General features: G+C 71.4%; 31 protein-coding genes. 19 read left to right on the forward strand and 12 right to left on the reverse strand.

Annotation, left to right across the window (positions count from 1 at the left end):
* Positions 1-123: 123 nt before the first annotated feature.
* Entirely contained in the window at positions 124-1,578 is a 1,455-nt protein-coding gene (locus tag IE172_RS00505; protein ID WP_438817000.1) for a DUF445 domain-containing protein, read from the forward strand.
* A gap of 81 nt (positions 1,579-1,659) precedes the next feature.
* Positions 1,660-3,138, forward strand: coding sequence for an MFS transporter (locus IE172_RS00510; RefSeq protein WP_190095028.1), 1,479 nt, complete (start codon positions 1,660-1,662; stop codon positions 3,136-3,138).
* Positions 3,139-3,353: 215 nt separating this feature from the next.
* On the opposite strand, the gene IE172_RS00515 is transcribed toward IE172_RS00510, so the two are convergent.
* On the reverse strand, positions 3,354-3,656 hold the full coding sequence (locus IE172_RS00515; protein WP_190095029.1) for a hypothetical protein: 303 nt from the start codon (positions 3,654-3,656) through the stop codon (positions 3,354-3,356).
* A gap of 216 nt (positions 3,657-3,872) precedes the next feature.
* Here IE172_RS00515 and IE172_RS00520 point away from each other — a divergent pair, with 216 nt between their 5' ends.
* Positions 3,873-4,301: an Hsp20/alpha crystallin family protein gene (locus tag IE172_RS00520; protein ID WP_190095030.1), complete on the forward strand. Its 429-nt coding sequence runs from the start codon at positions 3,873-3,875 to the stop codon at positions 4,299-4,301.
* 127 nt (positions 4,302-4,428) lie between these two features.
* Positions 4,429-4,932 carry a DUF2267 domain-containing protein gene (locus IE172_RS00525; RefSeq protein WP_190095031.1) on the forward strand — a complete coding sequence of 168 codons (504 nt, stop codon included), beginning with the start codon at positions 4,429-4,431 and terminating at the stop codon, positions 4,930-4,932.
* A 75-nt stretch (positions 4,933-5,007) separates the two neighbouring features.
* Here the strand turns inward: IE172_RS00525 and IE172_RS00530 are convergent, their stop codons facing one another.
* Positions 5,008-5,619: a hypothetical protein gene (locus IE172_RS00530; RefSeq protein ID WP_229885724.1), complete on the reverse strand. Its 612-nt coding sequence runs from the start codon at positions 5,617-5,619 to the stop codon at positions 5,008-5,010.
* A 200-nt stretch (positions 5,620-5,819) separates the two neighbouring features.
* On the opposite strand from IE172_RS00530, the gene IE172_RS00535 reads away from it, so the two are divergent.
* Genes IE172_RS00535 through IE172_RS00545 form a run of 3 tightly spaced genes read left to right on the forward strand, consistent with a single transcriptional unit; the run spans position 5,820 to position 7,379 of the window.
* Positions 5,820-6,197, forward strand: coding sequence for a VOC family protein (locus tag IE172_RS00535; RefSeq protein ID WP_190095032.1), 378 nt, complete (start codon positions 5,820-5,822; stop codon positions 6,195-6,197).
* A gap of 38 nt (positions 6,198-6,235) precedes the next feature.
* On the forward strand, positions 6,236-6,817 hold the full coding sequence (locus tag IE172_RS00540; protein ID WP_190095033.1) for a sugar O-acetyltransferase: 582 nt from the start codon (positions 6,236-6,238) through the stop codon (positions 6,815-6,817).
* A 19-nt stretch (positions 6,818-6,836) separates the two neighbouring features.
* The gene (locus IE172_RS00545; protein ID WP_190095034.1) at positions 6,837-7,379 is read left to right on the forward strand and encodes a TetR/AcrR family transcriptional regulator; all 543 of its coding nucleotides are present in this window, start codon (positions 6,837-6,839) and stop codon (positions 7,377-7,379) included.
* 65 nt (positions 7,380-7,444) lie between these two features.
* On the opposite strand, the gene IE172_RS00550 is transcribed toward IE172_RS00545, so the two are convergent.
* Together IE172_RS00550 and IE172_RS00555 are read right to left on the reverse strand one after the other, a co-directional pair.
* Entirely contained in the window at positions 7,445-8,323 is an 879-nt protein-coding gene (locus IE172_RS00550) for a septum formation family protein (protein ID WP_190095035.1), read from the reverse strand.
* A gap of 168 nt (positions 8,324-8,491) precedes the next feature.
* Positions 8,492-9,379, reverse strand: a complete 888-nt coding sequence (locus IE172_RS00555) for a class I SAM-dependent methyltransferase (RefSeq protein ID WP_190095036.1) — start codon at positions 9,377-9,379, stop codon at positions 8,492-8,494.
* Between the two features lie 75 nt (positions 9,380-9,454).
* Here IE172_RS00555 and IE172_RS00560 point away from each other — a divergent pair, with 75 nt between their 5' ends.
* Both IE172_RS00560 and IE172_RS00565 read left to right on the forward strand, forming a co-directional pair.
* Positions 9,455-10,090, forward strand: coding sequence for a TetR/AcrR family transcriptional regulator (locus tag IE172_RS00560; RefSeq protein WP_190095037.1), 636 nt, complete (start codon positions 9,455-9,457; stop codon positions 10,088-10,090).
* Positions 10,091-10,217: 127 nt separating this feature from the next.
* On the forward strand, positions 10,218-10,775 hold the full coding sequence (locus IE172_RS00565) for a DinB family protein (RefSeq protein ID WP_190095038.1): 558 nt from the start codon (positions 10,218-10,220) through the stop codon (positions 10,773-10,775).
* A 488-nt stretch (positions 10,776-11,263) separates the two neighbouring features.
* Here IE172_RS00565 and IE172_RS00570 read toward each other — a convergent pair whose 3' ends face one another.
* From IE172_RS00570 to IE172_RS00580, 3 genes are all read right to left on the reverse strand, one after another.
* A complete protein-coding gene (locus IE172_RS00570) occupies positions 11,264-11,680 on the reverse strand; it encodes a hypothetical protein (protein ID WP_190095039.1) in 417 nt (138 codons plus the stop codon).
* 267 nt (positions 11,681-11,947) lie between these two features.
* Positions 11,948-12,172: a DUF397 domain-containing protein gene (locus IE172_RS00575; RefSeq protein WP_190095040.1), complete on the reverse strand. Its 225-nt coding sequence runs from the start codon at positions 12,170-12,172 to the stop codon at positions 11,948-11,950.
* Positions 12,173-13,018, reverse strand: a complete 846-nt coding sequence (locus IE172_RS00580) for a helix-turn-helix domain-containing protein (RefSeq protein WP_190095041.1) — start codon at positions 13,016-13,018, stop codon at positions 12,173-12,175.
* A gap of 216 nt (positions 13,019-13,234) precedes the next feature.
* Here IE172_RS00580 and IE172_RS00585 point away from each other — a divergent pair, with 216 nt between their 5' ends.
* Complete coding sequence (locus tag IE172_RS00585) at positions 13,235-13,855, forward strand: ATP-binding protein (protein ID WP_190095042.1); 621 nt, start codon at positions 13,235-13,237, stop codon at positions 13,853-13,855.
* Between the two features lie 64 nt (positions 13,856-13,919).
* Here IE172_RS00585 and IE172_RS00590 read toward each other — a convergent pair whose 3' ends face one another.
* Together IE172_RS00590 and IE172_RS00595 are read right to left on the reverse strand one after the other, a co-directional pair.
* Complete coding sequence (locus IE172_RS00590) at positions 13,920-14,777, reverse strand: DUF6551 family protein (RefSeq protein ID WP_190095043.1); 858 nt, start codon at positions 14,775-14,777, stop codon at positions 13,920-13,922.
* A gap of 404 nt (positions 14,778-15,181) precedes the next feature.
* Positions 15,182-15,421: a hypothetical protein gene (locus IE172_RS00595; protein ID WP_190095044.1), complete on the reverse strand. Its 240-nt coding sequence runs from the start codon at positions 15,419-15,421 to the stop codon at positions 15,182-15,184.
* Between the two features lie 402 nt (positions 15,422-15,823).
* Here IE172_RS00595 and IE172_RS00600 point away from each other — a divergent pair, with 402 nt between their 5' ends.
* The 3 genes from IE172_RS00600 to IE172_RS00610 all read left to right on the forward strand — a co-directional run bounded on the left by IE172_RS00600 (position 15,824) and on the right by IE172_RS00610 (position 17,804).
* Positions 15,824-16,189: an iron chaperone gene (locus IE172_RS00600; RefSeq protein ID WP_190095045.1), complete on the forward strand. Its 366-nt coding sequence runs from the start codon at positions 15,824-15,826 to the stop codon at positions 16,187-16,189.
* Between the two features lie 149 nt (positions 16,190-16,338).
* A complete protein-coding gene (locus tag IE172_RS00605) occupies positions 16,339-16,665 on the forward strand; it encodes a hypothetical protein (protein WP_190095046.1) in 327 nt (108 codons plus the stop codon).
* 305 nt (positions 16,666-16,970) lie between these two features.
* A complete protein-coding gene (locus IE172_RS00610) occupies positions 16,971-17,804 on the forward strand; it encodes an alpha/beta fold hydrolase (RefSeq protein ID WP_190095962.1) in 834 nt (277 codons plus the stop codon).
* A gap of 75 nt (positions 17,805-17,879) precedes the next feature.
* Here the strand turns inward: IE172_RS00610 and IE172_RS00615 are convergent, their stop codons facing one another.
* Positions 17,880-18,893, reverse strand: coding sequence for an SEC-C domain-containing protein (locus IE172_RS00615; protein WP_190095047.1), 1,014 nt, complete (start codon positions 18,891-18,893; stop codon positions 17,880-17,882).
* 241 nt (positions 18,894-19,134) lie between these two features.
* Between IE172_RS00615 and IE172_RS00620 the strand changes: the two genes are divergently transcribed.
* Positions 19,135-19,458 (forward strand): DUF6412 domain-containing protein, encoded by a 324-nt coding sequence (locus tag IE172_RS00620; protein ID WP_190095048.1) that lies wholly within the window; start codon positions 19,135-19,137, stop codon positions 19,456-19,458.
* A gap of 214 nt (positions 19,459-19,672) precedes the next feature.
* A complete protein-coding gene (locus tag IE172_RS00625) occupies positions 19,673-20,392 on the forward strand; it encodes a YidC/Oxa1 family membrane protein insertase (RefSeq protein ID WP_190095049.1) in 720 nt (239 codons plus the stop codon).
* Between the two features lie 105 nt (positions 20,393-20,497).
* Here IE172_RS00625 and IE172_RS00630 read toward each other — a convergent pair whose 3' ends face one another.
* Both IE172_RS00630 and IE172_RS00635 read right to left on the reverse strand, forming a co-directional pair.
* Positions 20,498-20,980, reverse strand: coding sequence for a heme-degrading domain-containing protein (locus IE172_RS00630; protein ID WP_190095050.1), 483 nt, complete (start codon positions 20,978-20,980; stop codon positions 20,498-20,500).
* Positions 20,977-22,044, reverse strand: a complete 1,068-nt coding sequence (locus IE172_RS00635; protein ID WP_190095051.1) for a Gfo/Idh/MocA family protein — start codon at positions 22,042-22,044, stop codon at positions 20,977-20,979. The genes IE172_RS00630 and IE172_RS00635 overlap by 4 nt, the downstream gene beginning before the upstream one ends.
* Positions 22,045-22,121: 77 nt before the next feature.
* Here IE172_RS00635 and IE172_RS00640 point away from each other — a divergent pair, with 77 nt between their 5' ends.
* The 4 genes from IE172_RS00640 (at position 22,122) to IE172_RS00655 (ending at position 25,589) form a co-directional block, all read left to right on the forward strand.
* On the forward strand, positions 22,122-23,213 hold the full coding sequence (locus IE172_RS00640; protein WP_190095963.1) for an ROK family transcriptional regulator: 1,092 nt from the start codon (positions 22,122-22,124) through the stop codon (positions 23,211-23,213).
* 124 nt (positions 23,214-23,337) lie between these two features.
* Positions 23,338-23,742: a hypothetical protein gene (locus tag IE172_RS00645; protein ID WP_190095052.1), complete on the forward strand. Its 405-nt coding sequence runs from the start codon at positions 23,338-23,340 to the stop codon at positions 23,740-23,742.
* 305 nt (positions 23,743-24,047) lie between these two features.
* Complete coding sequence (locus IE172_RS00650; RefSeq protein WP_190095053.1) at positions 24,048-24,827, forward strand: HAD-IIA family hydrolase; 780 nt, start codon at positions 24,048-24,050, stop codon at positions 24,825-24,827.
* A gap of 99 nt (positions 24,828-24,926) precedes the next feature.
* Entirely contained in the window at positions 24,927-25,589 is a 663-nt protein-coding gene (locus IE172_RS00655) for a class F sortase (RefSeq protein ID WP_190095054.1), read from the forward strand.
* Positions 25,590-25,677 lie beyond the last annotated feature (88 nt).

Consider the following 25,677-nt stretch of genomic DNA (forward strand, 5'->3'; position numbering starts at 1 on the left):
CTTGGGTGACGGGACCCTTGGGTGATCCCCCTGGACAAACCCCCTCCGGACAGACGCCGGGAACTCCTGTTCCGTTCCAGGAGTCGGTCAGGAAGGGACAATGTGTGAGGGATCACCGGACGGGTGGAGCGGATGGAACGGACTGGATCGGCGCGCATGCCGGAAGCATCGGAGCCGGCGGGCCCCGCGCAGCGGGACGCCGGGAGCCGAGGCGGGGCCGGAAGCCGGAGCGACGCCGAAAGCCGGAGCGAAGGCCGGGGCAACGGCGGCGACCGAGGCGAGCATGCCCGCCCCGGCGCCTTCACCAACCGTGCGATGAACACGTTCAGCCCCGCGGACGAGGAGAAGCGGCGCGGAGTGCGCCGGATGAAGCTCACCGCCACCGGCCTGCTGGTGTTCGTCGCGGTGGTGTACGTGCTGGCCAAGTGGGCCTCCCACCAGGGCGCCGGCCCCTGGGCGGGCTATGTCGCCGCCGCGGCCGAGGCCGGCATGGTCGGCGCGCTCGCCGACTGGTTCGCCGTCACCGCCCTCTTCCGTCATCCCCTCGGCCTGCCCATTCCGCACACGGCGATCATCCCCAGGAAGAAGGACCAGCTCGGCGTCTCCCTCGGGGAGTTCGTCGGGGAGAACTTCCTCTCCGAGGACGTGGTGCGCGGGCGGCTGCGCGCGGTCGGCATCGGCAGCCGGCTCGGGACCTGGCTGGCCGTGCCGGAGCACGCCGACCGGGTGACGGCCGAGCTGTCGGCGGCGCTGCGCGGCGCGCTGACCGTGCTGCGCGACTCCGACGTCCAGGCGGTGGTCGGTGAGGCCATCACCCGCCGCGCCGACGCCCAGGAGATCGCGCCCGGCATGGGCAAGATGCTGGAGCGGATCGTCGCCGACGGCGGCCACAAACGGGCCGTCGACGTGATCGTCACCCGCGCGCACGACTGGCTGGTGCTGCACAGCGACACGGTGATGGACGCCGTCCACGGCGGCGCCCCCGGCTGGACGCCCCGGTTCGTCGACCGCAAGGTCGGTGAGCGGGTCTACAAGGAGCTGCTGCGCTTCGTCACCGAGATGCGCGACATGCCCTCGCACCCCGCGCGCGGCGCCCTCGACCGTTTCCTCACCGACTTCGCCTCCGACCTGCAGGCCGACACCGACACCCGGGCCCGGGTCGAGCGCCTCAAGAGCGAGATCCTCGGCCGCGGCGAGGTGCAGGACCTGATCGCCTCCGCCTGGACCGCCGTTCGCGCCATGATCGTCTCGGCGGCGGAGGACGAGCGCAGCGAGCTGCGGCTGCGGGTGCGTGCCTCGCTGCTCTCCCTGGGGGCCCGTCTGTCCCTCGACCCGAAGATGCAGGGCAAGGTCGACGGCTGGCTGGAGAGCGCGGCGGTGTACGTGGTGACCACCTACCGCAAGGAGATCACCTCGCTGATCACGGACACGGTGGCGAGCTGGGACGCCGAGCACACCACCAAGAAGATCGAGGCCAACATCGGCCGGGACCTGCAGTTCATCCGGATCAACGGCACGGTGGTCGGTTCGCTGGCCGGTCTGGTGATCTACACGGTGTCGCGGGCGCTGGGGGCGTAGGGCCACCGGTGGGGCGGGGGGCGTAGTACCGCCGCTTAGGGGGCACCCGACGGACGTTCACTTTCCCGGAGGAGGGCGTCCATGGCCGCAGCGCAGTCAGCGTCGGGTCGCACGATCACCACGGACATCTCGGCCCGTCTGGACCGGCTGCCGTGGTCGCGCTGGCACTGGTCCATCGTCATCGGTCTGGGCACCGTCTGGATCCTCGACGGGATGGAAGTCACGATCGTCGGCAACATCGCCAGCCGGCTGGCGGAACCCGGCAGCGGTCTGGACATCTCCTCCGGCCAGATCACCGGCATCGCCGCCGCCCTCTATGTGACCGGTGCCTGTACGGGCGCGCTGTTCTGGGGGCGGCTGACCGACATCTACGGCCGCAAGAAGCTCTTCCTGATCACCCTCGCCGTCTACCTCGCCGCCACCGCGCTGACCGCGATCTCCTTCGACACCTGGTGGTTCTTCCTCTTCCGCTTCCTCACCGGCTTCGGCATCGGCGGCGAGTACGCGGCCATCAACTCCGCGATCGACGAGCTGATCCCGGCGTACTACCGGGGACGCGTGGACCTGATCATCAACGGCAGCTACTGGCTGGGCGCCGTCGGCGGCGCGCTGCTGTCGATCGTCGCGCTGAACACGTCGATCTTCCCGGCGAACGTCGGCTGGCGGCTGACCTTCGCCCTGGGCGCGGTCCTCGCCCTGGTGATCCTCCTGGTGCGTCGGCACGTCCCGGAGAGTCCACGATGGCTGCTGATCCACGGCCGGGAGGACGAGGCCGAGGCGATCGTCCGCGACGCCGAGAAGATGATCGAGGCGGAGAAGGGCGAACCGCTGCCCCCCGCCGAGGGCGAGATGGTCATCCACCAGCGCAAGCGGACCACCTTCACCGAGATCGCCCACACGGTCTTCGCCAAGTACCGCAAGCGGTCGGTCCTCGGCTTCTCCCTCTTCATCGGGCAGGCGTTCCTCTACAACGCCATCACCTTCGGCTACGGCGCGATCCTCACCCAGTTCTTCGACGTCCCCTCCGGGAACACCGGGTACTACTTCGCCGTCATCGCCATCGGCAACTTCCTGGGCCCTCTGCTGCTCGGCCACCTGTTCGACACGGTGGGGCGGCGGATCATGATCTCCGGGACGTATCTGCTCTCAAGTGTGCTGCTGTTCGCCACGGCGTGGCTCTTCGACCAGGGCTCGCTGAGCGCGACCACCATGACGGCCTGCTGGTGCGCGGTCCTGTTCTTCGCGTCGGCCGGCGCGTCCAGCGCCTACCTCACGGTCTCGGAGATCTTCCCGATGGAGACCCGGGCCATGTCCATCGCCTTCTTCTACGCCATCGGCACCGCCGCGGGCGGCATCAGCGGGCCGCTGATCTTCGCCGAGCTCACCGGCTCCGGCAAGGTGCCCGACGCGGTCCTCGCCTTCCAGATCGGCGCGGGTCTGATGTGCGCGGCGGGCATCGTGGCCGCGTTCCTCGCCGTGAACGCGGAACGCCGCCCCCTGGAACACGTCGCGAAGCCACTGTCGGCGGCCAAGGTCGAGGGGGAGCCGGCGGAGAAGTGACGAGGCCGCGGAACGGCGCCGCCGGACCCGCGGAAGCACATCGATCACGTCACGTCAGGGCGCCCGAGCGTCGTCGCCGGGCGCCCACGGCACGGGCGCGGCACGACCGCGCCGTTCACGACCCCGTGCCGTCCAAGGCCGTTCCGTCCCGCGTCGGACAGGCCCCCCGCCCCTCCGGTCCCCCCGCCCCTCCGGGCCCCGGGCCCGCCCGGCCCTCATCCGCGCCGGTCGGCCACCGCCCACGAGGTGAGCGCCACGGCGCCCGCCACCCCGAACACGGCCGGCCACGCGCCGACCTTCTTCGCCAGCGGATGCGATCCCGCGAACGCGGCGACGTACGCGGCCGACAGCACGCCCGCGGTCACCCCGCCGGCCCGCTCCCGCCACTCCCGCGCCGCCGCGACCCCGGCGGCCGCGAGGACCACCCCGCCCAACTCCCGCTTCCGCGTCCACCGGGCCACGCCGTACCCGCCGACGAGCCCTCCGGCCGCCATCACCGCACCGGGAACCTTCGCCATGCCGTCTGCCTCCTGCCACTGCGCCCACCGGGGCCGGCGTCTGCCGGACTCCCGAGGCTAACGCGCGCACCGGCACCCCCCGCGACCAGGCCCGGAACACGCCCACCCCACCCAAGCTGAGTCAGGTGTTGTCAACTTTCCTCTCCATGGGCTATATAAATAAGTGACCCCGTAAGGGCATCGCACCGATGACACCGCAGAGAGGAGCGACCTGTGATGCTCATGCGTACCGACCCCTTCCGCGAACTCGACCGTTTCGCGCAGCAGGTCTTCGGTCCGGCCTCCGCAGCCCGCCCGTCGGCGATGCCGATGGACGCCTACCGGGCGGGGGACGACTTCGTCGTCCACTTCGACCTCCCCGGCATCGACCCCGAGTCGATCGAACTCGACGTCGAGCGCAACGTCCTCAACGTGCGCGCCGAGCGCCGCTCGCCGGCCCCCGAGGGCGCGGAACCGGTGGTCGCCGAACGGCCCACCGGCACCTTCACCCGCCAGCTCTTCCTCGGCGAGACCCTGGACACCGAGCGCATCGACGCCTCCTACGAGTCCGGCGTCCTCACCCTGCGCGTCCCGGTGGCCGAGCAGGCCAAGCCGCGCCGCATCCACATCACCGGCGGCGACAGCCGCAAGCAGATCAGCAGCTGACAGCACCCCGAGCGTCCCGCGGGCGACCGGCCGGAAGAGCGCCGCCGGTTCGCCCGCGGGACGCACCCCCGTGCCCGTCCGTCCCCGGGTGGGCGACCAGGCCCCGCAGAAGGAGAGGAGCCCGTACATGACCACCCTGACCCCGGACCGCCCCGCCGTCACCGGCCCGGACTCGACGCTCCCGGCCCCGAGGCCCGTCACCGACCCCGGCGGCCGCGGCCGCCGCCGGGACGACGGCTGGCGCGAACTGGTCGACGCGGTCCGGGAGTCGGGCCAGTACCCGACGAGGGCGGAGGCCGAGAGCGTCACCCGCGTCGTCCTGTCCGCCCTCGGCGGCCACGTGGTCGGCGACGAACGCGTCGACCTGGCCCGCGCCCTGCCCGAGGAGGCGGCGCGCGTGGTCGCCTCCCAGGTCCCGGCGACCCGGGTGCTGACGGCGGCGGAGTTCGTCGACTCGGTGGCGCGCCGCGTCGAGGGCGCGACCCCGGCCACGGCCCGCTGGGACGTCAGCTCCGTCCTGAGCGTCCTGCCCGCCCTCGTGGGCGACGCCCTGGTGACCCGCGTCCTGGCCCAACTGCCCCCGGGCTACGCCCTCCTCTTCGGCCGGGCGGAACTCACCCCGGTGGGCTGACCCCCGCCCTCGGGCCCGGCCTCGGAACCCCGGCTTCGGGGCCCCGGCCTCATGGCCCGCTTCGGGACCCCCGCCTCAGGGCTCCTGCCGGGCCCCGCCCCCGGTGCCCGTGTCCGCTGCTTGGGCTCCGGTGCCCGTGTCCGTGTCCGCCGCTTCGCCCCCGGCACCCGCACCCGCACCGGTGTCCGTGTCCGCCGCTTCGCCCCCGCCCGCCGCGGCCCGCGCCCGGCGCTCCGAGATCCAGCCCGCCGAGACGGCCGACGCCACGGCGGCGAGGGCGAAGCCCGCCAGGCCCGGGTTGACGTACCCGGGCACGTCACCGTTGTCGTAACTCCCGCCGTCACTCGTCTCGCACGCGAACCCGAGCGGGACGAAGCCCACCCGGTAGCCGGTGATCTCCACCCCGGCGGCGGCCCGCTCCTCCCACCCGGCCGTACGGCATGACCGGGGCGGGGACGAGTCCGTCCCCCCGTCCTCCGCCGTCACCACCGCCCCGAGGACGGCCAGCAGGCCCCAGGCGTAGAGGGCCGCCGCGCCGGCCGCGGACAGCGCCGCGAGCCCCCGGAGCGCGGCGTGACGCTCCTTGAGCCCCGACAGCCCGTCGGCCACGGCCCCGACGCCGTACCCCACCAGCCCGAAGAAGGCCCCGACCAGAACCAGCAGGAACAGCGGAGCCAGAAACCACACGACGGGCCTCCCCGGCACGAAGATCGAATCCGCACAGTCCACCAGCCCCACCCGCGCCCGACCGTGGCGGAAGCCACAATTCCGGTAACAGCCAAGTCACAGGGCTTCCCCCAGTGGACCGGAAACCGTTCGACCGTCCTCCGTCCCGTACGCGATGCTGCGAGCCGACACCCCACCGACTCGGCCCGCCCGGAGGACCGTTGAACCCCACCATCCGCCACATCACCATCGACTGCGCCGGCGACCCGTACGACCTCGCCCGGTTCTGGAGCGAGCTGCTCGGCAGGCCGCTGGCCGAGGACGACAAGCCGGGCGACCCGGAGGCCCTGATCGCGGACCCGCAGGGCGGTCCCGCGCTCCTGTTCGTCCGGGTCGGCGAGGGCAAGACGGCCACCAAGAACCGCCTCCACCTCGACCTCTGGCCGACGGGCCGCACCCGCGCCCAGGAAGTGGCCCGCGCCGTCGGGCTCGGCGCCCGTCAACTCGCCGACCACACCCGGCCCGACGGAACGGGCTGGGTCACCCTGGCCGACCCCGAAGGCAACGAATTCTGCATGGAACGGGGTGAACCGCACTAACCCCGCGGAACCGGAGCCGTGAGCGTACGATCGTACGCATGGCGACGGACTACTTCGCGGACGACCCGCGCACCCACCTCGAACGGATGCTCGCAGGCGACCTCTACATCGCCGATGACCCCGAGATCGCCCGGCGGCAGCGGCAGGCCATGCGGCTCGCCGCCCGCTACCAGGCCGCCTACCTGGAGGACCCCGCCGAGGCCCGGACGATCCTCGCCGAACTGCTCGCCTCCGCCGGGGAGGACATCGACGTGCGCCCGCCGCTGTACGTCGACTACGGCAGCAACATCAGCATCGGCGCCCGTACCTTCGTCAACTACAACCTGACCGCGCTGGACGTCGCGCGGATCACCATCGGCGAGGACTGCCAGATCGGACCCAACGTCCAACTCCTCACCCCCACCCACCCCGTGGAGCCGGGCCCCCGCCGCGACAAGCTGGAGGCGGCGCTGCCCATCACCATCGGGGACAACGTCTGGCTCGGCGGCGGAGTCATCGTCTGCCCCGGGGTGAGCATCGGCGACGACTCCGTCATCGGCGCCGGCGCGGTGGTCACCAGGGACATCCCCGCCGGTGTCGTGGCCGTCGGCAGCCCGGCCCGCCCGGTCCGCACCCTCTGACGGCGCGGCGCCCGCACCCATGGCCACCGGACACACCGACCCCCAGCGCCGGGACCGCATCCTCGCCGCCACCCTCGACCTGATCGCCGAGGAGGGCGTCGCCGGCGTCTCCCACCGCAAGATCGCCGCCCGGGCCCGGGTCCCCCTGGGCTCGATGACGTACCACTTCACCGGCATCGACGACGTACTGCTGGAGGCGTTCACCCGCTACTCGGACCACGTGGTGACCCTCTTCGAGCAGCACCTGTCCGCCGCCGCCACCCCCGACGAGGCCCGCGAGGCCGTCACCGACCTCATCCACACCCTCTCCGAGGGCCCCCGGCGCGACCTGATCCTCACCCAGGAGCTGTACACCCTGGCAGCCCGCCACGAGCCCTACCGGGCCCTCTGCACGCGCTGGATGCGACGCAGCCGCGACCTCCTGGAGCACCACTTCCCGCCGCCCACCGCCCGCCAACTCGACGCGCTCATCGAGGGCCTGACCCTGCACCGCGCCCTGGACGACGCACCGCCCGACCGCGACCTGACCCGGGAAGCGGTCCGGCGCGTCACGGCCCCGTAGCCCGGCAGCCGGACCGCCGCCGTGCCCGGCGGCGGTCCGCGATCCGGAACCCGCCCGGCGGGGCGTCAGCCCGCCCAGACCTCGGCCTCGTCGGCCGGGACGGTGGTGGCGAGCCCCAGTTCCTTGCGGGCGGCGACCGACGCGTTCGGGTCGATGCCGGTGAACGCCGGGTCGTAGGCGGTGTAGAACGCGTCGACGTCGGCCGCGTTCGCGGCCTTCTTCCAGTCCCCGGCCGCCTTCTCCAGCGTCCCGCGGAGCTTGCCGACCTCGGCGCCCTCGATACCGCCCAGGCCCTTGACGTGCGCGTCGAGGGCGGCCGCGACGGCCTTGGCCTGCGCCTTGTAGCCGGCCAGGTCCTCCTCGACGGTCTCCTTCTCGGGCTGGTTCGCCCACAGCGCCTCGTACAGTGCGTTCGAGCCCTTGAGGTACGTGAGCTGCTGCGGCTCGAGGGACTTCGCGGACTCCAGCGAGCCGCTGACGGTGGTCGTCTCCGCCGTGTACGTGCAGCTCACCGCACGGTCCCCGGTCACCCAGCTGTCCGCCGTCGGCGTGTAGTAGAAGAGCGCGACGCCCTTGGGGAGCGCCCAGGTGTCCGGGGCGTACTTCTGCGCCTCGACCGGGCAGCGGTCGTCCGCGATCGCCGTGACCCCGTCGTCGCCGGGGTACTCCTTGCCCTCGTCGATCGCGAACTCGCCGACGACCTGGCCCTTGTGCGCCTCGTCGCACGGCACGACCTCGACGGTGTACGCCGTCCCCTCCGCCTTGCCGTTCGGGTTGTAGCAGTCGCCGACGTCCAGCGAGTACACCGAACGCTGGCGGGCCACCTTCTTCGCGCCGTCCTTGGCGCTCTCGGTGAGGTCGGAGCATCCCACCGCGCCGATCGCGAGCAGGGCGACAACAGCGGATATCCCACGAAGGGAACGGGGCGGGCCGACGATAGCCATGGCGCGTACATCCTCTTATCTGATCTTTATGAAGGCGCGCGCATCGTATGCCATCCCAGTGACCCGGCTGTGCGAGGGCCCTCACCTCGTCGCAGCATCTACGACTCGCCATCGGCCGAGAGGGTTGTACGCCCCCTCCACGCAGGTCGAGGCGCGAAGGGGGAGGGGTCACGCCGGCCCGCGCCCCCCGGCCGTCCGCCGCCGTCCGTCCTCCTCCCCGCCGCCCGGCGAAGCGGTGACGATCCACACGGACCCGGGGATACGGACACCGCCGGCGGTCTCGAAGTCCTTGAGCCCCTCGCGCACTTCGGACCGGAGACGGGCGACGACGGCCGCGTCTACACCGCGCAGGTTGTGGCGCGTGGGCCCCATGGAGAAGAGGAAACCGGCGGCGTCCTCGGCGTCCGTGCCGAAGGCCATGGGCGCCTCGGCGGGCGTCACCTCCACGTCCGTGAAACCGGCGTCGGTGAGCACGTGGCGGATGCGCGCGGGGTCGAGGAGCGAGCCCATGCCCCGCGCGGCGGGGGACGCCTCGCGCAGGTACGGCGTCAGCGCGGCGGTCGCCCGGGCGTAGGCGCTGTCCGGACCCCCGGGGTGCGGCCCGAGGAAGGCGAGCCGGCCGCCCGGCGCCAGCGCCCGCCGGAGGTGCGCGAAGGCCGCGACGGGGTCCGCGAAGAACATCACCCCGCCCCGGCTGAGGACCACGTCGAACGCGGCGCCGGGAAAGGGGTGCACCTGGGCGTCACCCTGCTCGAAGACGACGTTGCCGAGACCCTCCGCGGCGGTGGACCGGCGGGCCCGCTCCAGCATCGGCGCCGACAGGTCGACCCCCACGACGCTCCCGTAGCCCGCCCGCCGCGCGGCGAGACGCGTCGTCCGTCCCGTGCCGCAGCCGACGTCCAGGACCCGGTCGCCTGCCGCGATGTCCGCCGCGGCGAACAGGGGCGCGTTGAACGCCTCCAGCATCGCGTCGTACCGCTCCGGATGCTCGGCCCAGTGGATCCCCTCCCAGTCGTTCCACGCCTCTGCCTGCTGACGGTTCGCGATGGCACGCACGGCCCACCCTCCCTCTCACCGGAGCTTTCACTAGGGCGTAACTCTAGAGTCGCACTCTAGATATAAACTCCAGTCATGGCTGAGGGCAAGAGGAAACGGGGCGACAAGGCCCAGGAGACGCGCCGCCGGATCATCGACGCGGCCGGCGCGCTGTTCGTGGAACAGGGGTACGGGGCGACCCGACTGCAGGAGATCGCCGACCGGGCGGGCGTCGCGGTACAGACGATCTACTTCGTCTTCCGCAACAAGCCCTCGCTGCTCAAGGAACTCGTCGACGTCGCGATCGCCGGCGACGACGACCCCGTGCCGACCCTGGACCGCCCCTGGTTCACCGAGGTCACCTCCGCGCCCACCGCCGCATCCGCCCTGGCCGCCCTGATCCCGGGCACCCGCGCCACCCTCGAACGCGTCGCCGCCCTCGCCGAGATGGTCCGCGCCGCGGCGGCCACCGACCCCGAGATCCGCGACCTGTGGCCCGAGCACACGGACCCCCGCTACACGGTGCTCGCCACGGCCGCGAAGGCCCTGACCCGGAAGCCGGGCGCCCACCCCACCCTCTCCACCGACGAGGCGGCGGACATCCTCTACGCCGTCCTCAGCCCGGAACTCTTCCTCGTCCTCACCCGCGACCGCGCCTGGCCCCCCGCCAAGTGGGAGCGCTGGGCCCACGACACCCTCAGCTCACAACTGCTCGCCCCGAAGGGGACGTGACCGGGTGGAGACGTGCCCTCGGCGGCCGCGCTGCCCCTCCCCGGCCCTACTAGGACAAGATCTGACCTCTTTGACTCCTAGCGTGGTACTCGACCGACGGAGCAGCACTACCGGAAGGCGAAGAACCATGAGCCGCAACGAGCAGACCACCCCCGAACCGGCCCCTACCCCGGCCGTGACCGGCGAGCGCGCCGACCTGCTGGAGGTCCTGGCCAAGCACCGCCACTTCCTGCGCCTCACCACCCGCGACCTGACCGACGAACAGGCCGGCCTGCGGACCACCGCGAGCGAGCTGTGCCTGGGCGGCCTGATCAAGCACGTCACCGCGGTGGAGCGGGGCTGGGCGCGCTTCATCGTGGAGGGACCCTCGGCGATGGGGGACTTCGCGGACAAGACCGAGGCCGACCTGGCGCGCTGGGCCGACGAGTTCCGCATGCTGCCGGGCGACACGCTGGCCGGTGTCCTCGACAACTACGCCGAGGTGGCCCGCCGCACCGACAACCTGGTCGCCACCCTGCCCGACCTCGACGCCGCCTGGCCCCTGCCGAAGGCCCCCTGGTTCGAGCCCGGCGCCCACTGGTCCGCCCGCAGGGCCTTCATGCACATCGTCGCCGAGACCGCCCAGCACGCCGGCCACGCCGACATCATCCGCGAGTCGCTGGACGGGGCGAAGTCCATGGGCTGAGACCGGCCGACGGGCCACGGGGCCATGGGAGCGGGGCGACATCCGGAGCCGCCCCGCGGCTCTGCGGCCGACCCGCCGCCGGCGGTGGCGCCCCCGGGCGCACTCCGGGCCCCGCCGTCCCTGCGCACCCGCCCGGACCCCCGACCCGCTGGCGTCTCCCCTCACCGGCATCGACGACGTACGAGTCGGACCCGCCGCCTACACTCCGGGCCCTGAGCGTCTCCCTCTACTACTCCGCGTACCGCGCCACCCCGTTGACGAACGACGAGACCGCCGCCGTCGAACGCGCCTTCGCCGCCCACATGGCATCGTTCCCGTACGAAGACGAGCCAGGACACGGGCCGACGTCCCGCCCGGCAGCACCCGGAACTCCGCGGCCCGTCGGGCCCGGTCCACTCCGGTCAGGGCCGTGAAATCCATGGCCAGAGGCCGGTCAGGACGAGGGCCGCGCTCACGATCACCTATCCCTTCGTGTTCCCCGCCTTCTTTCAGAAGTCAGGAGTGGAATGCAGGATGTAAGGAGGCCATGAGACCGAACCCTTTTTGGCGTTCATTGCGCTGGAGCGGTTCCCGAAGAAGTACCTGAAGGTCCGAACCCGCTTGCTGTCGTCTCCGGCGAGTTGGCTGTTGGTGACCTTCACCTCGCAGTACCTGTCGGATCCCCAGTCGGTTTTCTCTTCGGAGGACACCTCGAAGACGAGGCTGGCCACCTCGTACTTCATCCGGTCTTCCCGCAGGTTCTTCTGGTCGTCCAGGCAGGCGGCGTAGAACGTCCTGACTATCGCCTTCCGTGCTTTCCTCTCACTTGCCCACCCCTTAACAGCGGTTGCAGCCAACCCAACTGCCGCACTAGCGAGCGCGCCGCCCACCTTCAGGTCCCGGTTCGGACTGTTCGAAGAACTCATCCAGACCCCCCCTATCGAAGTCGCGTTCTATTCGACCGGTTTGACCTCCTGAGTGATACCCAACTTCCCGGAGCGACAACATTTCTACGGGACGGTAACCGCTTGGTGGTGAGAAGCATTCACCATGCCGCGATCATTTGTGAACGAGCATGACCGATTCAACCTCGGTCTTGCATGAGGGCCCACCGGCGGAATCGGTGGACCCTCATGCAAGATCGAGGTTAGACGCGTCGCTTCGGGCAACGCGCACCGTCGGGAGCGGAGTTGCTACCTACTGTGGGGCATCGCCGGCTGTTTCCGCCTCAGCCCTCCCACGAAGCAGCGCCATGCACTGGCCTCGACAGACACGACAGAGCCGGCCGCATCCTTGGAGTCACGTATGAGCACACCGTGTGCGACATGTGCGCACTCCACGCACTCGGTTGCGTTCGCGCCACTGTAAGACGACTTGAACCATGTGCGTTCATCACGGGCGGGAGAGCGGGCGGGCATCTACAGCTCCTTGCGTGCGCGGTGGATCAGGGTGGAGGAAGCCTCCATGTCCAACGCTTGTGCGCGAAGGTACTCGAACGCAAGTCTGTATCGCTCCAGTTCCTCGTCCTTTTCCAGGAAGAGGGATCCGGTGTGGAAGTCCACGTAGACCACGTCGAGAGCTGACTCCGTACCGCCGATGATCACGAAGCTGCCAAGAGCGGCACCATGGGCTCCGTTCGAGAACGGCAGCACTTGTAGTGTGACGTGCGGTGACTCATTGGCTTCGAGTAGTCGCCCGAGCTGCTCCTCCATGATCTCCGGTGAGCCGACAACCCGGCGGATCACGGACTCATCGAGGATGGCCCACAGCCGGAACGGCTTTGGACGGGTGAGGATCTCCTGGCGTTTCATCCGGATGTCCACCAGCCGCTCGATCTCGGCCGGTTCCAGAGGGATCTCGTTGGCCTTCTGCAGAGCGGTGCTGTAGGCGCGGGTCTGAAGCAGCCCGGGGACGTAGACGCAGGAGAAGTGATCCTCACGTACGGCCTCGTCCTCAAGAGTGAGCAGGAGGTTCATGCTCTCGGGGATGGCGTCGGCGAACGAGCTCCACCACCCTTGCTGCTTGGCGTCCTTTGCCAGGCGCACCACGGCCTCACGCTCGGCGTCCGTGGCGCCGTACTCACGGCACAGCGCGTCCACGACGATCCACTTCACCGGCCCCGCCTGCGTCTCGTACCGGCTGACCGTTGCCTTCGATACGCCGACCAGTCCGCCGGCCTCTTCCAGGGTCATCCCCTTGCGGGCGCGCAACTTGCGAAGCATCGCTCCGAGTTGGCGGCGGCGTGTGGTGGTCCGTACGGACATGGAACTCCTCAGGCGCTGACCCGGGCAGGTGCTCGGGGTGTGAACAGGCTAGGTAGCGCGGCAGCGCACTCACTATGCGATTCACTCGATCGAGGACCATGAGAAGTTACATGGCGAGAGTTCTCTGTGTCATTCTCGGTGACGGACAGCTACGCAATGCAGCCGTTCGGACACGGCAGGCGCAGCATGCGCGTGGCACGGGAGGGAGAACCGCTTATGCCCGGGATCGACATCAAGGACCGTCAGCGCCGCTGTGTCCTGCCGTTCGAGGCGCTTCCGGCGGAAGTACGGCTGCTGCGGCGGGCCGCCGTCACTCAACTCAGCCAGTGGGGAGTGCCGACCGCCGACGACGTGACGCAGCTCCTCGTGACGGAGCTGGCGACGAACGTCATCAAGCACGTGGGTGAGGGATCGCCGGCGACCCTGATCCTGGAGTGGAAGCGCGAGCGGCTGCGCGTCGAGATGCACGACAAGGGCAGCTCGCTCCCCTCAGTGCGCACCGTCGACTGTGATGCGGAGTGCGGCCGCGGCTTGCACCTGCTCGCTGCCATGGCCGTGGATTGGGGGACCGTTGTTACGGCGCTGGGCAAGGCGGTGTGGTGCGAGATCGAGCTGGGCTCGGATGCCGTGTGCCTGCGTACGGAGCGGGCCATCGACGCATTGGAACGCTACCGGGAACGAGGCGGGAGCGTCCTGCACGGGCGGTGCGAAGCAGTGCTGGAGGAGTCGGCGGTCGAGCTGATCGCCGACCTGCTGCACTGGACGTCCGCGCGTGGCCTGGACCCGGATGACGTACTGGACCGGGCGCAGATGCACTACGAGGCCGAGGCGGCCTGAGAGTTGCCCCGTAGATCATCTACGGGGCAACGCCTGCGCGGTATGGCCGCTGAAGGGTGTTCGGCTACTCGAAGATGTTCGGGACGGGGATGCGGTTGACGCGGCGGCTAGCGTTCCAAGCTGATGCGACTGCCAAGTGGGCCGCTTTGAGGCGGCCCTTGGTGCCGTCGTGGCGCGTGTTGTTGTTGGTGGCGATGGTCTGGATCTTGGCTCTGAAGGATGTGGGATCACCCTGGCGCTTGAGCTTCTGTGCCAATTCCTGAGGATTCACTACATCGTGATGCTTGGACATTACGGTGGCGATCCCGCCGATGGTGACGGAGTGCCAGGTGTCGGAGGTGCGGCCCCAAGCATCCTCAGCGATGGTGAGCGACAAGTCCAGCATTTCAGGACCGTGCTCCATGACGATGCTGAGAATCCCCTTGATGCCGCGCACGCCGTTCACGCTGCTGCTGCCAACCTTGAGCTGATGCTTTTCCAGAACGGTATGAGTGTCCTGGAAGAGCGGATGCCCGGCCAGTACGCCGATCCTGAACTCGTCGTTCGGTCCGACTTTCGAAGACTCCTTGTTCTTGATAATGAACAGCGACGCCTCGTTGGCCATCGAGAGGCCGGAGTGGACCTCACAGGTGATGCTCTGGACAGCCTCGCGGACTTCCTCCGCGGCCGAGACCGTTTCGTTCAGGATGAGCTGGCAAGCGTAGACGCGGTGCATACCATCTACGGCGTACAGGCCGTCATGGCGGCGCGAGAGGATCGGTGTTCCCAAGGCGGTGGGGACCAGCTTCTCGGCGATGGCCGCAGCACGGGCCTTATTGAGGTTGCGCTGCGCGCGGGGGTCGAACTTGACGGTCCGCGGATCCACCTTGATGTACTCGATCGAGTGGTCCGGAATGTCGTAGCTGTAGTCCTTGCTGGGCAAGGCTTCTCCTCTTGTGTCAGCACCCCAATGGGGGTGACGGCGACACATGTCAGCTCCCGAGTGCGGGAGACGGCGACTGGGTAGCGATCATGCTAAGAGCCAACTGGGTTGGGAGGAAGGCCAGTTAACAATCTGGGACACGTGTCTCTGAGCTGAGCATGCCGGACTGCCCAAGGGTGTGAGCATGGGAGGCGCCACTGAGGGCGGATGCCGGGGAACGTGGCCGCTCTGCGTGACGCGGCAGCCCTCACCGCACCGCAGCGAGCGAGACTGTCCGCGTGGCGATCGGAGCGTTCCTCTCCTCCGGGAGGCGTAGCTGATCACCCGATTAAGGGCCGAAGGGGCGGTACCCCGGAAGGCGAGTGTCGGGCCCCCGCCTGAAGCGCCAGCACGGTCGCAATGCGTCAGTGAACGACATCCGGGAAAGCCTCGGTGATGATATCGATCAGCGCGCGGGCGCCTGCGGCGTCGAGTTGAACACTCTGGCTGATCTTGTTAGGGATGGCGCGGTCGGTGGATCCGTAGGTGTCTAGCTGGAGGATGCGACGACCATCGATGGTGAACGCTCGATAACCGCATGTGACCGGTCCGTGGACCTTCTGGGCGTCCGATGGAACCCGCTGAAACTCTTCGATCAAGGCCATGCGCACACCTTGCCATGCGCTTAGAGGGCCTTCAACTGCCGTGTCTGCACAGTCTGTCCGGAATCGCCGTCTCGTTCATAGATCCTCTGGCGCTGGCTTAAAGTCGTGCAGGCGCAGTCCGAAACCTGTGGCTTCAAGCGCGGTGTCGCTGAGGCTAACTCTTCATGATCTCTGCGGTATGTGGATGGCGTGATGTAGTCGCCAGAAGTCGGACGGGACCACGAACGGCTGTCCTCAAGCGAGAAGTTGGGAATGTATGCGTCCTCCGGTTTGCCCAGGCCGACGACGTCGGCCATTGCGCCGGACCTGCCGGTCAGGGTCCACCCCCGGTCTTGCTAGTGATCTTCGAGGTCAGACTTGGTGAGGATGCCCTGTGTTTTGCCGCCGCCCTAAACTCCCCACATGGTGCAAAGCTCAGCGCAGAACGTGGACGCCTACCTCGCCGAGGTCCCCGACGGGCGCAGGGACGTGCTGGCCAGGCTGCGTGAGCTGTGCCGGGCCGAGCTGCGGGGGTTCGACGAGGTCATGGCGTACGGCATGCCGGTGTATGAGCGGGGCGGTGTCGCGGAGGTCGCGTTCGCGAGTCAGAAGCAGTACATCTCGTTCTATCTGATGCGCGGCGATGTCCGGGACGCGTTCGCGGAGCGGCTGGCCGGGCGGGACATGGGCAAGGGGTGTCTGCGGTTCCGCAAGCCGGAGGGTGTGGACTTCGTGTTGCTGCGGGAGCTGTTGAGGGCTGTTGCGGCTGCTCCGGGGGCGGTCTGCTGACGGGCCCTCGTTCGGCAGTCGGGGCGTGGCGGAGATTGCCTGGTCCTGCCCTGGTCGGGTGCTGTCCGGTGGGGCGAGCATGGGGGGATCTTCGAGCCGGCGGCGTCGCTCTCGTTCCGGTTCTCGTCCGCGGGGAGGGGAGTGGCCTCATGGTGTGGGTGGTGGGGATCGGCGTGCTCGTGGGGTTGCTGATGCTCGCGTCGGGGGTGGGCGCGTTGCGGACGGGGTGGGTTCTGCCTTCGGCGCGCCGTCATGTCGTCAGGCCGAAGCTCTACGGCCTCGGGGCCCTGTTCATGGGTGTGTCCCTTCTTTTGCAGGGCCTCTTGTACTTCCGCGTGCTGCCGGGTGTTCCCTCGGAGGTCCGCTACGCCGGCGGCAACGCCCTTCTGCTGGGAGGGCTGCTTCTGGTCGCCCTGAGTCAGGTGCTGCCGCGGCGCGGGGGCGGCTCGGTCGGCGCGGGGCCGTCGGGAGGCTGAGGGTCGGTGATGCCGGGGGTGGCCTCCTGCAACCACCGGTAGAGGGGTGATCTCGGCCCGTCGGAGGAGGGGTGGGCCGGTCGTGGCGGGTGGAATGGGGTGGTGCGGCCGGAGTGATCCGGTGGTGCCCCTCGGGTGGGGAGGCGGGCCGGTTCGTCGGTGGGGCGGTCCCGGCTCAGGCCGCAGGCTGCCCGGGCGGACGACGAACAGATTAGTTGCGCACAATTTAGTTGTGCGCAACTGGATTGGGCGTTAGGTTCTATCCAGTGCTCGACACCGACCCCTCACGGAAGGCAGCAACCACCATGCCGTTCATCACCGTCGGCCAGGAGAACTCGGCCTCCATCGACCTGTACTACGAGGACCACGGCAGCGGGCAGCCGGTCGTGCTGATCCACGGGTACCCGCTCGACGGGCACTCGTGGGAGAAGCAGGCCGCGGCCCTGCTGGACGCGGGGTACCGGGTCATCACCTACGACCGGCGCGGGTTCGGCCGGTCCGGTCAGCCGACCGCCGGCTACGACTACGACACCTTCGCCGCCGACCTGAACACGGTGCTGGAGACGCTCGACCTGCGGGACGCCGTTCTCGTCGGGTTCTCCATGGGGACCGGGGAAGTCGGGCGCTACCTGGGCACGTACGGGTCCGGGCGGGTCGCCAAGGCCGCGTTCCTCGCCTCGCTGGAGCCCTACCTGCTCAAGACCGACGACAACCCCACGGGCGTCGACGGGAGCGTTTTCGAAGGCATCGAGCAGGCCGTCACCGAGGACCGCTACGCCTACTTCAGCGCGTTCTTCCAGGACTTCTACAACCTGGACGAGAACCTCGGCACCCGCATCAGCGAGGAGGCCCTGCGCAACAGCTGGAACGTGGCCGCCGGATCCTCCTGGTACGCCTCGCGGGCCTGCGTGTCGACCTGGACCACCGACTTCCGCGGTGACCTCGGCAAGGTCGACGTGCCGGCGCTGATCCTGCACGGCACCGCCGACCGGATCCTGCCGATCGAGGCCACCGGTGAGCCGTTCCACCGGGCGCTTCCCCAGGCCGAGTACGTCGTCGTCGAGGGCGCCCCGCACGGCCTGCTGTGGACCCATGCCCGGGAGGTCACCGACGCCCTGCTCGCCTTCCTGGCCAAGTAGCCGACCGGAGGGAGGAGCAGGGGGCGCCCGTCCGCAGGTCCCAGCCGGGCGGGCGGGCGCACCGTCCGCGGGCGGTCAGTCGGCGCCGTGGCAGTCGCCGTACGTCCGGCCCGAGCCGCACCAGCAGGCCGCCGTCCGCTCCGGCGGCCAGGCCGTGGCCCGGCCCCGGGCCGCCAGGGTGGTCGCGTACTGGGGGAGGAGGGCCGGGTCGGCGGGGGAGGTGAGCTCCGAGGCGGCGAAGGCCTCGTACGACGGGACGGTGCCCGTCACGATGCCGAGGTTGCCGGTGCCGGAGGCGGAGAGTTCGCGCAGGTCGGCCTCTATCGACGCCAGATGGGCCTCGTAGGAGGGGTACTCCTCGGCGAGGGCCGGGTACGCCTCCGTCAGTTCCGTCAGTTCCGCGGCCGGCCAGTGCAGGACCGCGACCGGGAACGGGCGGGACATGGCCTCACGGAACGCGCCCACCTCCGCGCGCAGGCGGAGGATCTCCGCCTGCAGCTCCGCCGGGTTCTCCGAGCCCAGGGACCACACCCGCTTGGGGTCGTGGAGCTCGTCCAGGGTGATCGGGAGGGTGTGGACGGTGTCCGCCAGGGCGTCCCACTCGTCGTGCGTCGCGCCGAGCATCCGGCGGACGCGGTGGCGGCCGAAGAGGAGGGGGTGGGCGGCGCGCGGGGGCTGCGGCGCTCCGGTCAGCAGGAGGCGTACCGCCTGCGTGTACGTCTCGTGCGCCTGCTCCAGCTCGTCGTGCGCCTCCAGGGACTCCGCGACGATCACCCAGGGGGCGGGGTCGCGGGGGGCGGCCGAGCGGATGCCGGTGATGATCGCGCGGGCCTCGGCCTCGTGGCCGTACTCCCAGAGGTTGGAGGCCTTCAGGGCGCGGACCAGGAACGGCTGCTCCAGGGCCGCGTCCGAGGCGAGGAGGCGGTCGTAGAGGGTGGTCGCGGCGGGGCGGTCGCCGGAGAGTTCGCGGTGGGCGGCGGCCCGCAGGAGCAGGGCTTCGGCGTCCTCGGGGTAGAGGTCCGCGGTCCGCTCCAGGCGGGCTGCTTCAGCGGTGTGGTCGACGTTTTCGGCAGGCGTGTCGGGGCGCATGGGGGACACCGTACTGCCGACGGGTGACAGAAGGTGAGGGCGCAGGGGGGCCGCAGGGGGGCCGCACGGGGGCGGCGGGCGTTCCGGGGCGGGCGGCCGGGGGCGCGTTTCCGGGGCGGTGCCGGCCGATTTTCGGTTCGGTGGAACCGTCGGGCACCTCCCGTGCGTTGTGGGGGGTGCGGAGGCGAGGCCGGGCTCCACCCGGCGCGAGAGAGGGACGCGGGAGAGGGAGGGGCGGCGAGTGATCCGGCACCGGGTGACCGTGCGGTCCGCCTTCGGCGTGCTCCTCCCGCTGCTCCCGCTCCTCCTCGTCCTGCTGCCGGCCGCCGGCGGGCTCTCCGTGGTCGACGTCGCGCTCGCCGCGACCGCCGCCGCCGGCAGCGCGCTCACCGTCTGCTCCGTCGTCGCCGCGCGCAGCGCGCCCGTCGTGCCGCCCACCCGGGTCCGTACGGCCATCCGCGACCGTGACCGGCGCACCGCCTTCCTCGCCCAGCGCGACCCCGACGCCAAGGGGCGCACCCGGCCCCGGGCTCCGGGACACGCCCTCCTGGCGACCGCCGCGTAGGGCACCTCTTCCGGGTTCCTCCCCGTATCTTCCGGGGCCTTCCCGCACCCTCGGGTTCCGTCCCGCACCTTGCGGGGCCTTCCCGCAGCTTCCGGGTTTCCCTCCCGCACCGTGCCCTGCCGCGGGTCGTCATGCCGCCATCCCCCACGTCCGCCCCGGTGCCCCCGGGACTTCCGGACTTCCGGCACGACGAGACCCCCGGAGGGCTCACCCCATGTCCGTCTTCGCCGGCCTGGTCGAGAACCTGGCCGCCCTGCTCCAGCCGCTGTTCGGCGCCTTCGCCGCGGCTGCCGCGATCGTCCTGTTCACCGCGCTCGTACGCCTCCTCGTCCACCCCCTCTCCCGGGCCGCCGCACGTGGCCAGAAGGCCCGGACGGCGCTCCAGCCGCGCATCGCCGAGCTGCGCCGCAAGCACGCCCGCGACCCCGAGAAGCTCCAGCGGGCCGTGCTGGAACTGCACACCCGGGAGAAGGTGTCGCCGCTGTCCGGATGCCTGCCGAGCCTGTTCCAGCTGCCCGCGTTCTTCCTGCTGTACCACCTGTTCTCCAGCGAGACGATCGGCGGGCGCGCCAACGAACTCCTCGGCCACCGGTTGTTCGACGCGCCGCTGGGCGGACGGTGGGCGGACGCGCTCGCGGACGGCGGGGTGTTCGGCGGGGCCGGGCTCGTGTACGTCGGGCTGTTCGCGGTCGTCACGGTGGTCGCCTGGTTCGGCTACCGGCTGTCCCGGCGGATGACGGACGCCGCCCGGGCCCTCACGGCCGGTGCCGACGACGCGCGGCAGGTGCCGGGGCTGGCGGCCGTCACCAAGGTGATGCCGTTCATGTCCTTCTTCACGCTCGTCACCGTCGCGGTGATGCCGCTGGCGGCGGCCCTGTACATGGTGACGAGCACGACGTGGAGCGTGGTGGAACGGTCCGTGCTGTACCGGTGAGGGCGGCGGCGCGGGGTGGGTTCTCCGCCCCCGCCGCCCCTTCCCTTCCCGTCCCCGGGGGCTACGCCCCCGGACCCCCTTCGCGCAGTTCCCCGCGCCCCTAATTCACTGAGCGTTGGTCAGGAAGTGGTGCAGGGCTTCCACCACCAGGTTGTGGTCCTCCAGTTGGGGGAGGCCGGAGACGGTCACCGCGCCGATGACTCCCGCGCCCCGGACGGTGAGGGGGAAGGAGCCGCCGTGGGCCGCGTAGGTGTCGGGGTCGAGGCGGGAGGAGGCCTCGAAGGTGGTGCCCTTGGCGCGGTGGCGGGCGCCGACCAGGTAGGAGGCGGAGCCGTAGCGCTCGACGACCCGGCGCTTGCGGGCGATCCAGGCGTCGTTGTCGGGGGCGGAGCCGGGCAGCGCGGCGTGGAAGAGCTGCTGGCCGGCGCGGTGGATGTCGATGGCGACGGGGGCGCGGCGCTCGCGCGCCATCTCCACCAGCAGGGAGCCGAGGGCCCAGGCGTCGTCGTGGGTGAAGTGCGGGAAGACCAGGCGGCGTTCCTGCGCCTCCAGCTCCTCCACGGTCGGGGTCGCGTCGGGGGTCGTCACAGGGTCACCGTCACCTTCTCGTCGGCGGAGCGGCGCGCCGCTTCCAGTACGTCGAGGGCGGCCGCCGCCTCCAGCGCGGTCACCGGGTTGGGGCCGCCGGACAGCAGGGCCCGTGCCACGGCCGCGTAGTAGGCGGGGTAGTCGCCCGGGAGGGTCGGTACGGGGTGGCCGCCGCCGGTCACCGGGGACTCCCCGGCGCCGATGCGGCCCCACAGCTCCTCGGGCTCCAGGCCCCAGCCGGTGCCGGGGCGCAGGCCGTCGCGCAGGGCGGCCTCCTGGGGATCGAGGCCGTGCTTGACGTAGCCGGATGCGGAGCCCAGGACCCGGAAGCGCGGGCCGAGCTGGGCCGTGGTCGCGGAGACGTACAGGTGGGAGCGGACGCCGCCGGCGTGCGTGAGCGCGATGAAGGTGTCGTCGTCGGTGCGGGCGCCGTCGCGGCGGATGTCCGTCTCGGCGTAGACGGAGGTCACCGGGCCGAAGAGGACCAGCGCCTGGTCGACGACGTGGCTGCCGAGGTCGTAGAGCAGACCTCCGATCTCCGCGGGGTCGCCGGACTCCCGCCAGCCGCCCTTGAGCTGCGGGCGCCAGCGCTCGAAGCGGGACTCGAAGCGGTACACGTCGCCGAGTGCGCCCTCGTCGATCAGCTTGCGCAGGGTGAGGAAGTCGTTGTCCCAGCGGCGGTTCTGGAAGACGGAGAGGAGCAGGCCGCGTTCCTCGGCGAGCGCCGCCAGTTCGCGGGCCTCGGCCGCCGTGCCGGCGATCGGCTTGTCGACGACGACCGGCAGGCCGGCCTCGAGCGCCGTCCGGGCGAGCGGGACGTGCGTCCGGTTCGGGGACGCGATGACGATCAGGTCCAGGTCGCCGGCGCGCGCGAACAGCTCGTCCGGGGTCGCGGCGACGCCTGCGTCGGGGAACTCGGCGCGTGCCTGCTGCTGCCGCTCGGGGTTCGAGGTGACGACCGTGTCGAGCGCGAGGCCCTCGGTCGCGGCGATCAGCGGGGCGTGGAACACGGAACCCGCGAGGCCGTAGCCGACGAGGCCGACGCGGAGGGGAGTGCCAGTCATGCCCCCCACTTTCGCAACGCTGTTGCCAAAGTGCAAGCGAACGGGAGAATGGACGGGTGAACAGGACGAACGACGGCATGGGCGGGGCCCAGCAGGGGGCGAACCTGCTCGCCCTGCGCAGCCACAACACCGCGCTCGTGCTGGACCTGCTGCGGACCGCCGGGGCGGACGGCATCAGCCGGCTGGAACTCGCCGAACGCACCGGGCTCACCCCGCAGGCGGTCAGCAAGATCACGGCCCGGCTGCGGGAGGACGGCCTCGCGGCGGACGCGGGACGCCGGGCGTCCACCGGCGGCAAGCCGCGCACGGTGCTGCGCCTGGTGCCGGAGGCGGGACACGCGGTGGGCGTGCACCTGGACCGGGACGAGACCCGGGCGGTGCTGGCCGACCTCGACGGGACGGTGGTGGCCCGGCGGAGGGCGCCGCTGGACCTGGGCGCGGGGGCGGAGGCGGTACTGGCCGGAGTGGCCGGCGTGGTGGAGGCGCTGAGGGGCGACGGGGCGGGAGCGCGGACGCCGTTGGGCGTGGGGGTCGCGCTGCCCGGGCCGCTCGATCACCGGCGGGGTGTGCTGCACCGGGTGACGGGGTTCCCCGAGTGGGACGGCTTTCCGCTGCGGGACGCGCTGGCGGAGGTGCTGGGGGTGCCGGTCGTCGTCGACAAGGACACCAACGCGGCGGCGCTGGGGCTGGCGGTGGGCGGCGAGGGCGGCTCCTTCGCCTATCTGCACCTCGGTACGGGGCTCGGTGCGGGGCTGGTGATCGGGGGGAGCGTGCACCGGGGACCGCGCACCGCGGCGGGGGAGTTCGGGCACCAGGTGGTGCAGCTCGACGGGCCGCCGTGCGGGTGCGGCGACCGGGGATGCGTGGAGGCGCTGTGCCTGGGGGCCGTGGCACGCGGCGAGGTGGGGGAGGCGGCGCGCGTGCTGGGGGCGGGGGCCGCGAACCTGGTGGGGCTGCTCGACATCGACCGGATCCTGCTGGGCGGGCGCACCGTGGAGGCGGACTCGGCGGCGTTCGTACGGGGCGTGCGGGCCGTGCTGGACGCCCGTGCGGAACGGACGGGGGACAGGGCGGTGCCGGTGCGGCTCGCCCCCGGGGGCACGTTCGGGGTGGCGGAGGGGGCGGCGCAGCTGGTGCTGGCTCCGGTGTTCGGACGGGGGGACGCGTGAGGAACCCCGCGGGCGGGGGCGCGGAGCGGCGCCGCCGCGCACCGCGCACGGACGGTGCCGCGGCAGGCCGCCGAACGGACACGGACCCGCGAGGCGGCGGCGGCCTTCTGTCATCCTCCTTGCCATGTCCGCACGAAGACGAAGACTGCCCCGGCACCGTGCCTGGCCCCTGACCACCACCGACGTCACCGAGTGTCTCGGCCCGCACATGAGCCGCGTCACGGACCTGCGGTTCCTCACGGGACACGACAGCGGGACCATCGTCCTGGGAGCGGCATGGGTCGCCCCGAACCCCCGCAACTACGGCCGTGGCATGGACCCGGACATGGTCGGCTTCCGCATCGACGTCCACCCGGTCGACGCCACCGTTCGTGCCGCCACCCGCGCCGTTCTCCGGGAGTCGGCCCTCCCGCAGCTCCACGCATGGGTCACGCGGGCGATCGCCGCCGACGAGACGTGGCAGTTGACCGACCACCAGCGTTACTGGCGGCTCACCGACGGCCGCCTCACCCACCACGACGAGGCGTGAGAAACGAACCGCACCGGGCTACTTCGCGGTCAGCGCGGTGACCAGTTCGTCCAGACCGCCGAACCGCCCGGCGGGCTGGTCATCGCCGTGCCGGGGGCGTCGCCGCCCGCCGGCCGGGCCGGCGGGGGACGGGGGCGCGTCACGCGGGGCGGCGCCGGCGGGTGCGGGCGGGGTGGACGGGCAGCGCGAGGGACGCTCGTGGTGTGCGCGTCGGAGCGGGGACGCACGGCGGCCGTTCCCTCGTGATCTCGGTCTGTTTAGGCTGGGGCGCACGGCAGGACCGCGTACGGCAGGAGATCCCGCACATGGCAGACCGCAAGCCCATCGCATCGTGGCTCACCGACATGGACGGCGTGCTGATCCACGAGGGCGTACCGATCCCCGGCGCCGACGCGTTCATCAAGAAGCTGCGCGAGTCCGGCCGGCCCTTCCTGGTCCTCACCAACAACTCGATCTACACCGGGCGTGACCTGCACGCCCGGCTGCGCCGCATGGGCCTGGACGTCCCGATCGAGAACATCTGGACCTCCGCCCTCGCCACCGCCCAGTTCCTGGACGACCAGCGCCCGGGCGGGTCGGCGTACGTCATCGGCGAGGCCGGGCTCACCACCGCGCTGCACGACATCGGCTACGTCCTCACCGACCACGAGCCCGACTACGTGGTGCTGGGGGAGACGCGGACGTACTCGTTCGAGGCGATGACCAAGGCGGTCCGGCTCATCAACGACGGCGCCCGATTCATCTGCACCAACCCCGACGAGACCGGCCCGTCCGCCGAGGGCCCGCTCCCGGCGACCGGCGCGGTGGCCGCGCTCATCACCAAGGCCACCGGCAAGCAGCCGTACTTCGCGGGCAAGCCGAACCCGCTGATGATGCGCACCGGGCTGAACACCCTCGGGGCCCACTCCGAGAGCAGCGCGATGATCGGCGACCGCATGGACACCGACGTCCTGGCCGGCATGGAGGCCGGAATGCAGACGTTCCTGGTGCTCACCGGCCTGACCCGGCCGGAGCAGGTGGAGGACTTCCCCTACCGGCCGTCGAAGGTCGTCGACTCCATCGCGGACCTCGTCGACCTGATCTGACGGCGTTCACCCGTCCGGAGCAGGCGTCGCCCGCGCGGGCATGCGGGACCCGGCCCTCCGGGGGACCCTCCAGATGTCTGGAGGTTCACGATGGGTTCGGTGCGTGACACGCTCCGTGCGGACGAGGAGTGCCGGGACCGGCCTCCCTCCGGTACGGGGCGGCTGTTCGCCGGAGTGGCCTGGCTGGTGCTGCTGCTCGGGCTGTGGACGTGGGGCGGCGGGGGACCGGACGGCTTACCCGCCGGGAGCACGGCGGGGCCCGCCACCGGAGACATGGCGGCCGCGGGGCGGCCGGACCCCCCTGCCGCGGACAGCCCGGCCACCGCGGCTACTGCGGCAACCCCGGCCACCGCGGTCCCCGCGGTGCCGCGGCGTCCGGAGATCCCCGGCCTCGGCCTGCGGGCGCCCGTGGTCGCCGGTGCGCCCAACGCGCGGGGCGTCCCGCGGCCGGCGGGGCGGGCGGGCGCGGTCGCCTGGTACCCGGACGGCGCGACCCCGGAGGCCGCGGGCCTCGTCCTGCCGGCGGGCCCGTCCGGCGCCGGGGGCCGGATCGCCGTCGGACAGGAGGTGCGGGTGGTCCGCGCGGACGGCGGGGTCGACGGGTTCACCGTCGCGGAGGTCCGCGGCGGGAGCGACGCCCGCCAGGTGTCCGGAGCGCGGCGCGACGGGCTGCGGCTGATCCTCTGCGGCAACGACGCCGGCCGGACGTCCGGCGGCTGCGCGAGCCCCGTCGTCGTCCTCGCCCGTCCGACCGGCGGGTGACCGCCCGGGCGAGGCGGGCACACGGCCTCGTGGGTGCCGCGGGACGTATGTCAGGATTGGGGCTCGGAAAACATGGAACAAGTGCACC

It is taken from the genome of Streptomyces griseoflavus (assembly GCF_014649995.1).
Classification (GTDB): domain Bacteria; phylum Actinomycetota; class Actinomycetes; order Streptomycetales; family Streptomycetaceae; genus Streptomyces; species Streptomyces griseoflavus.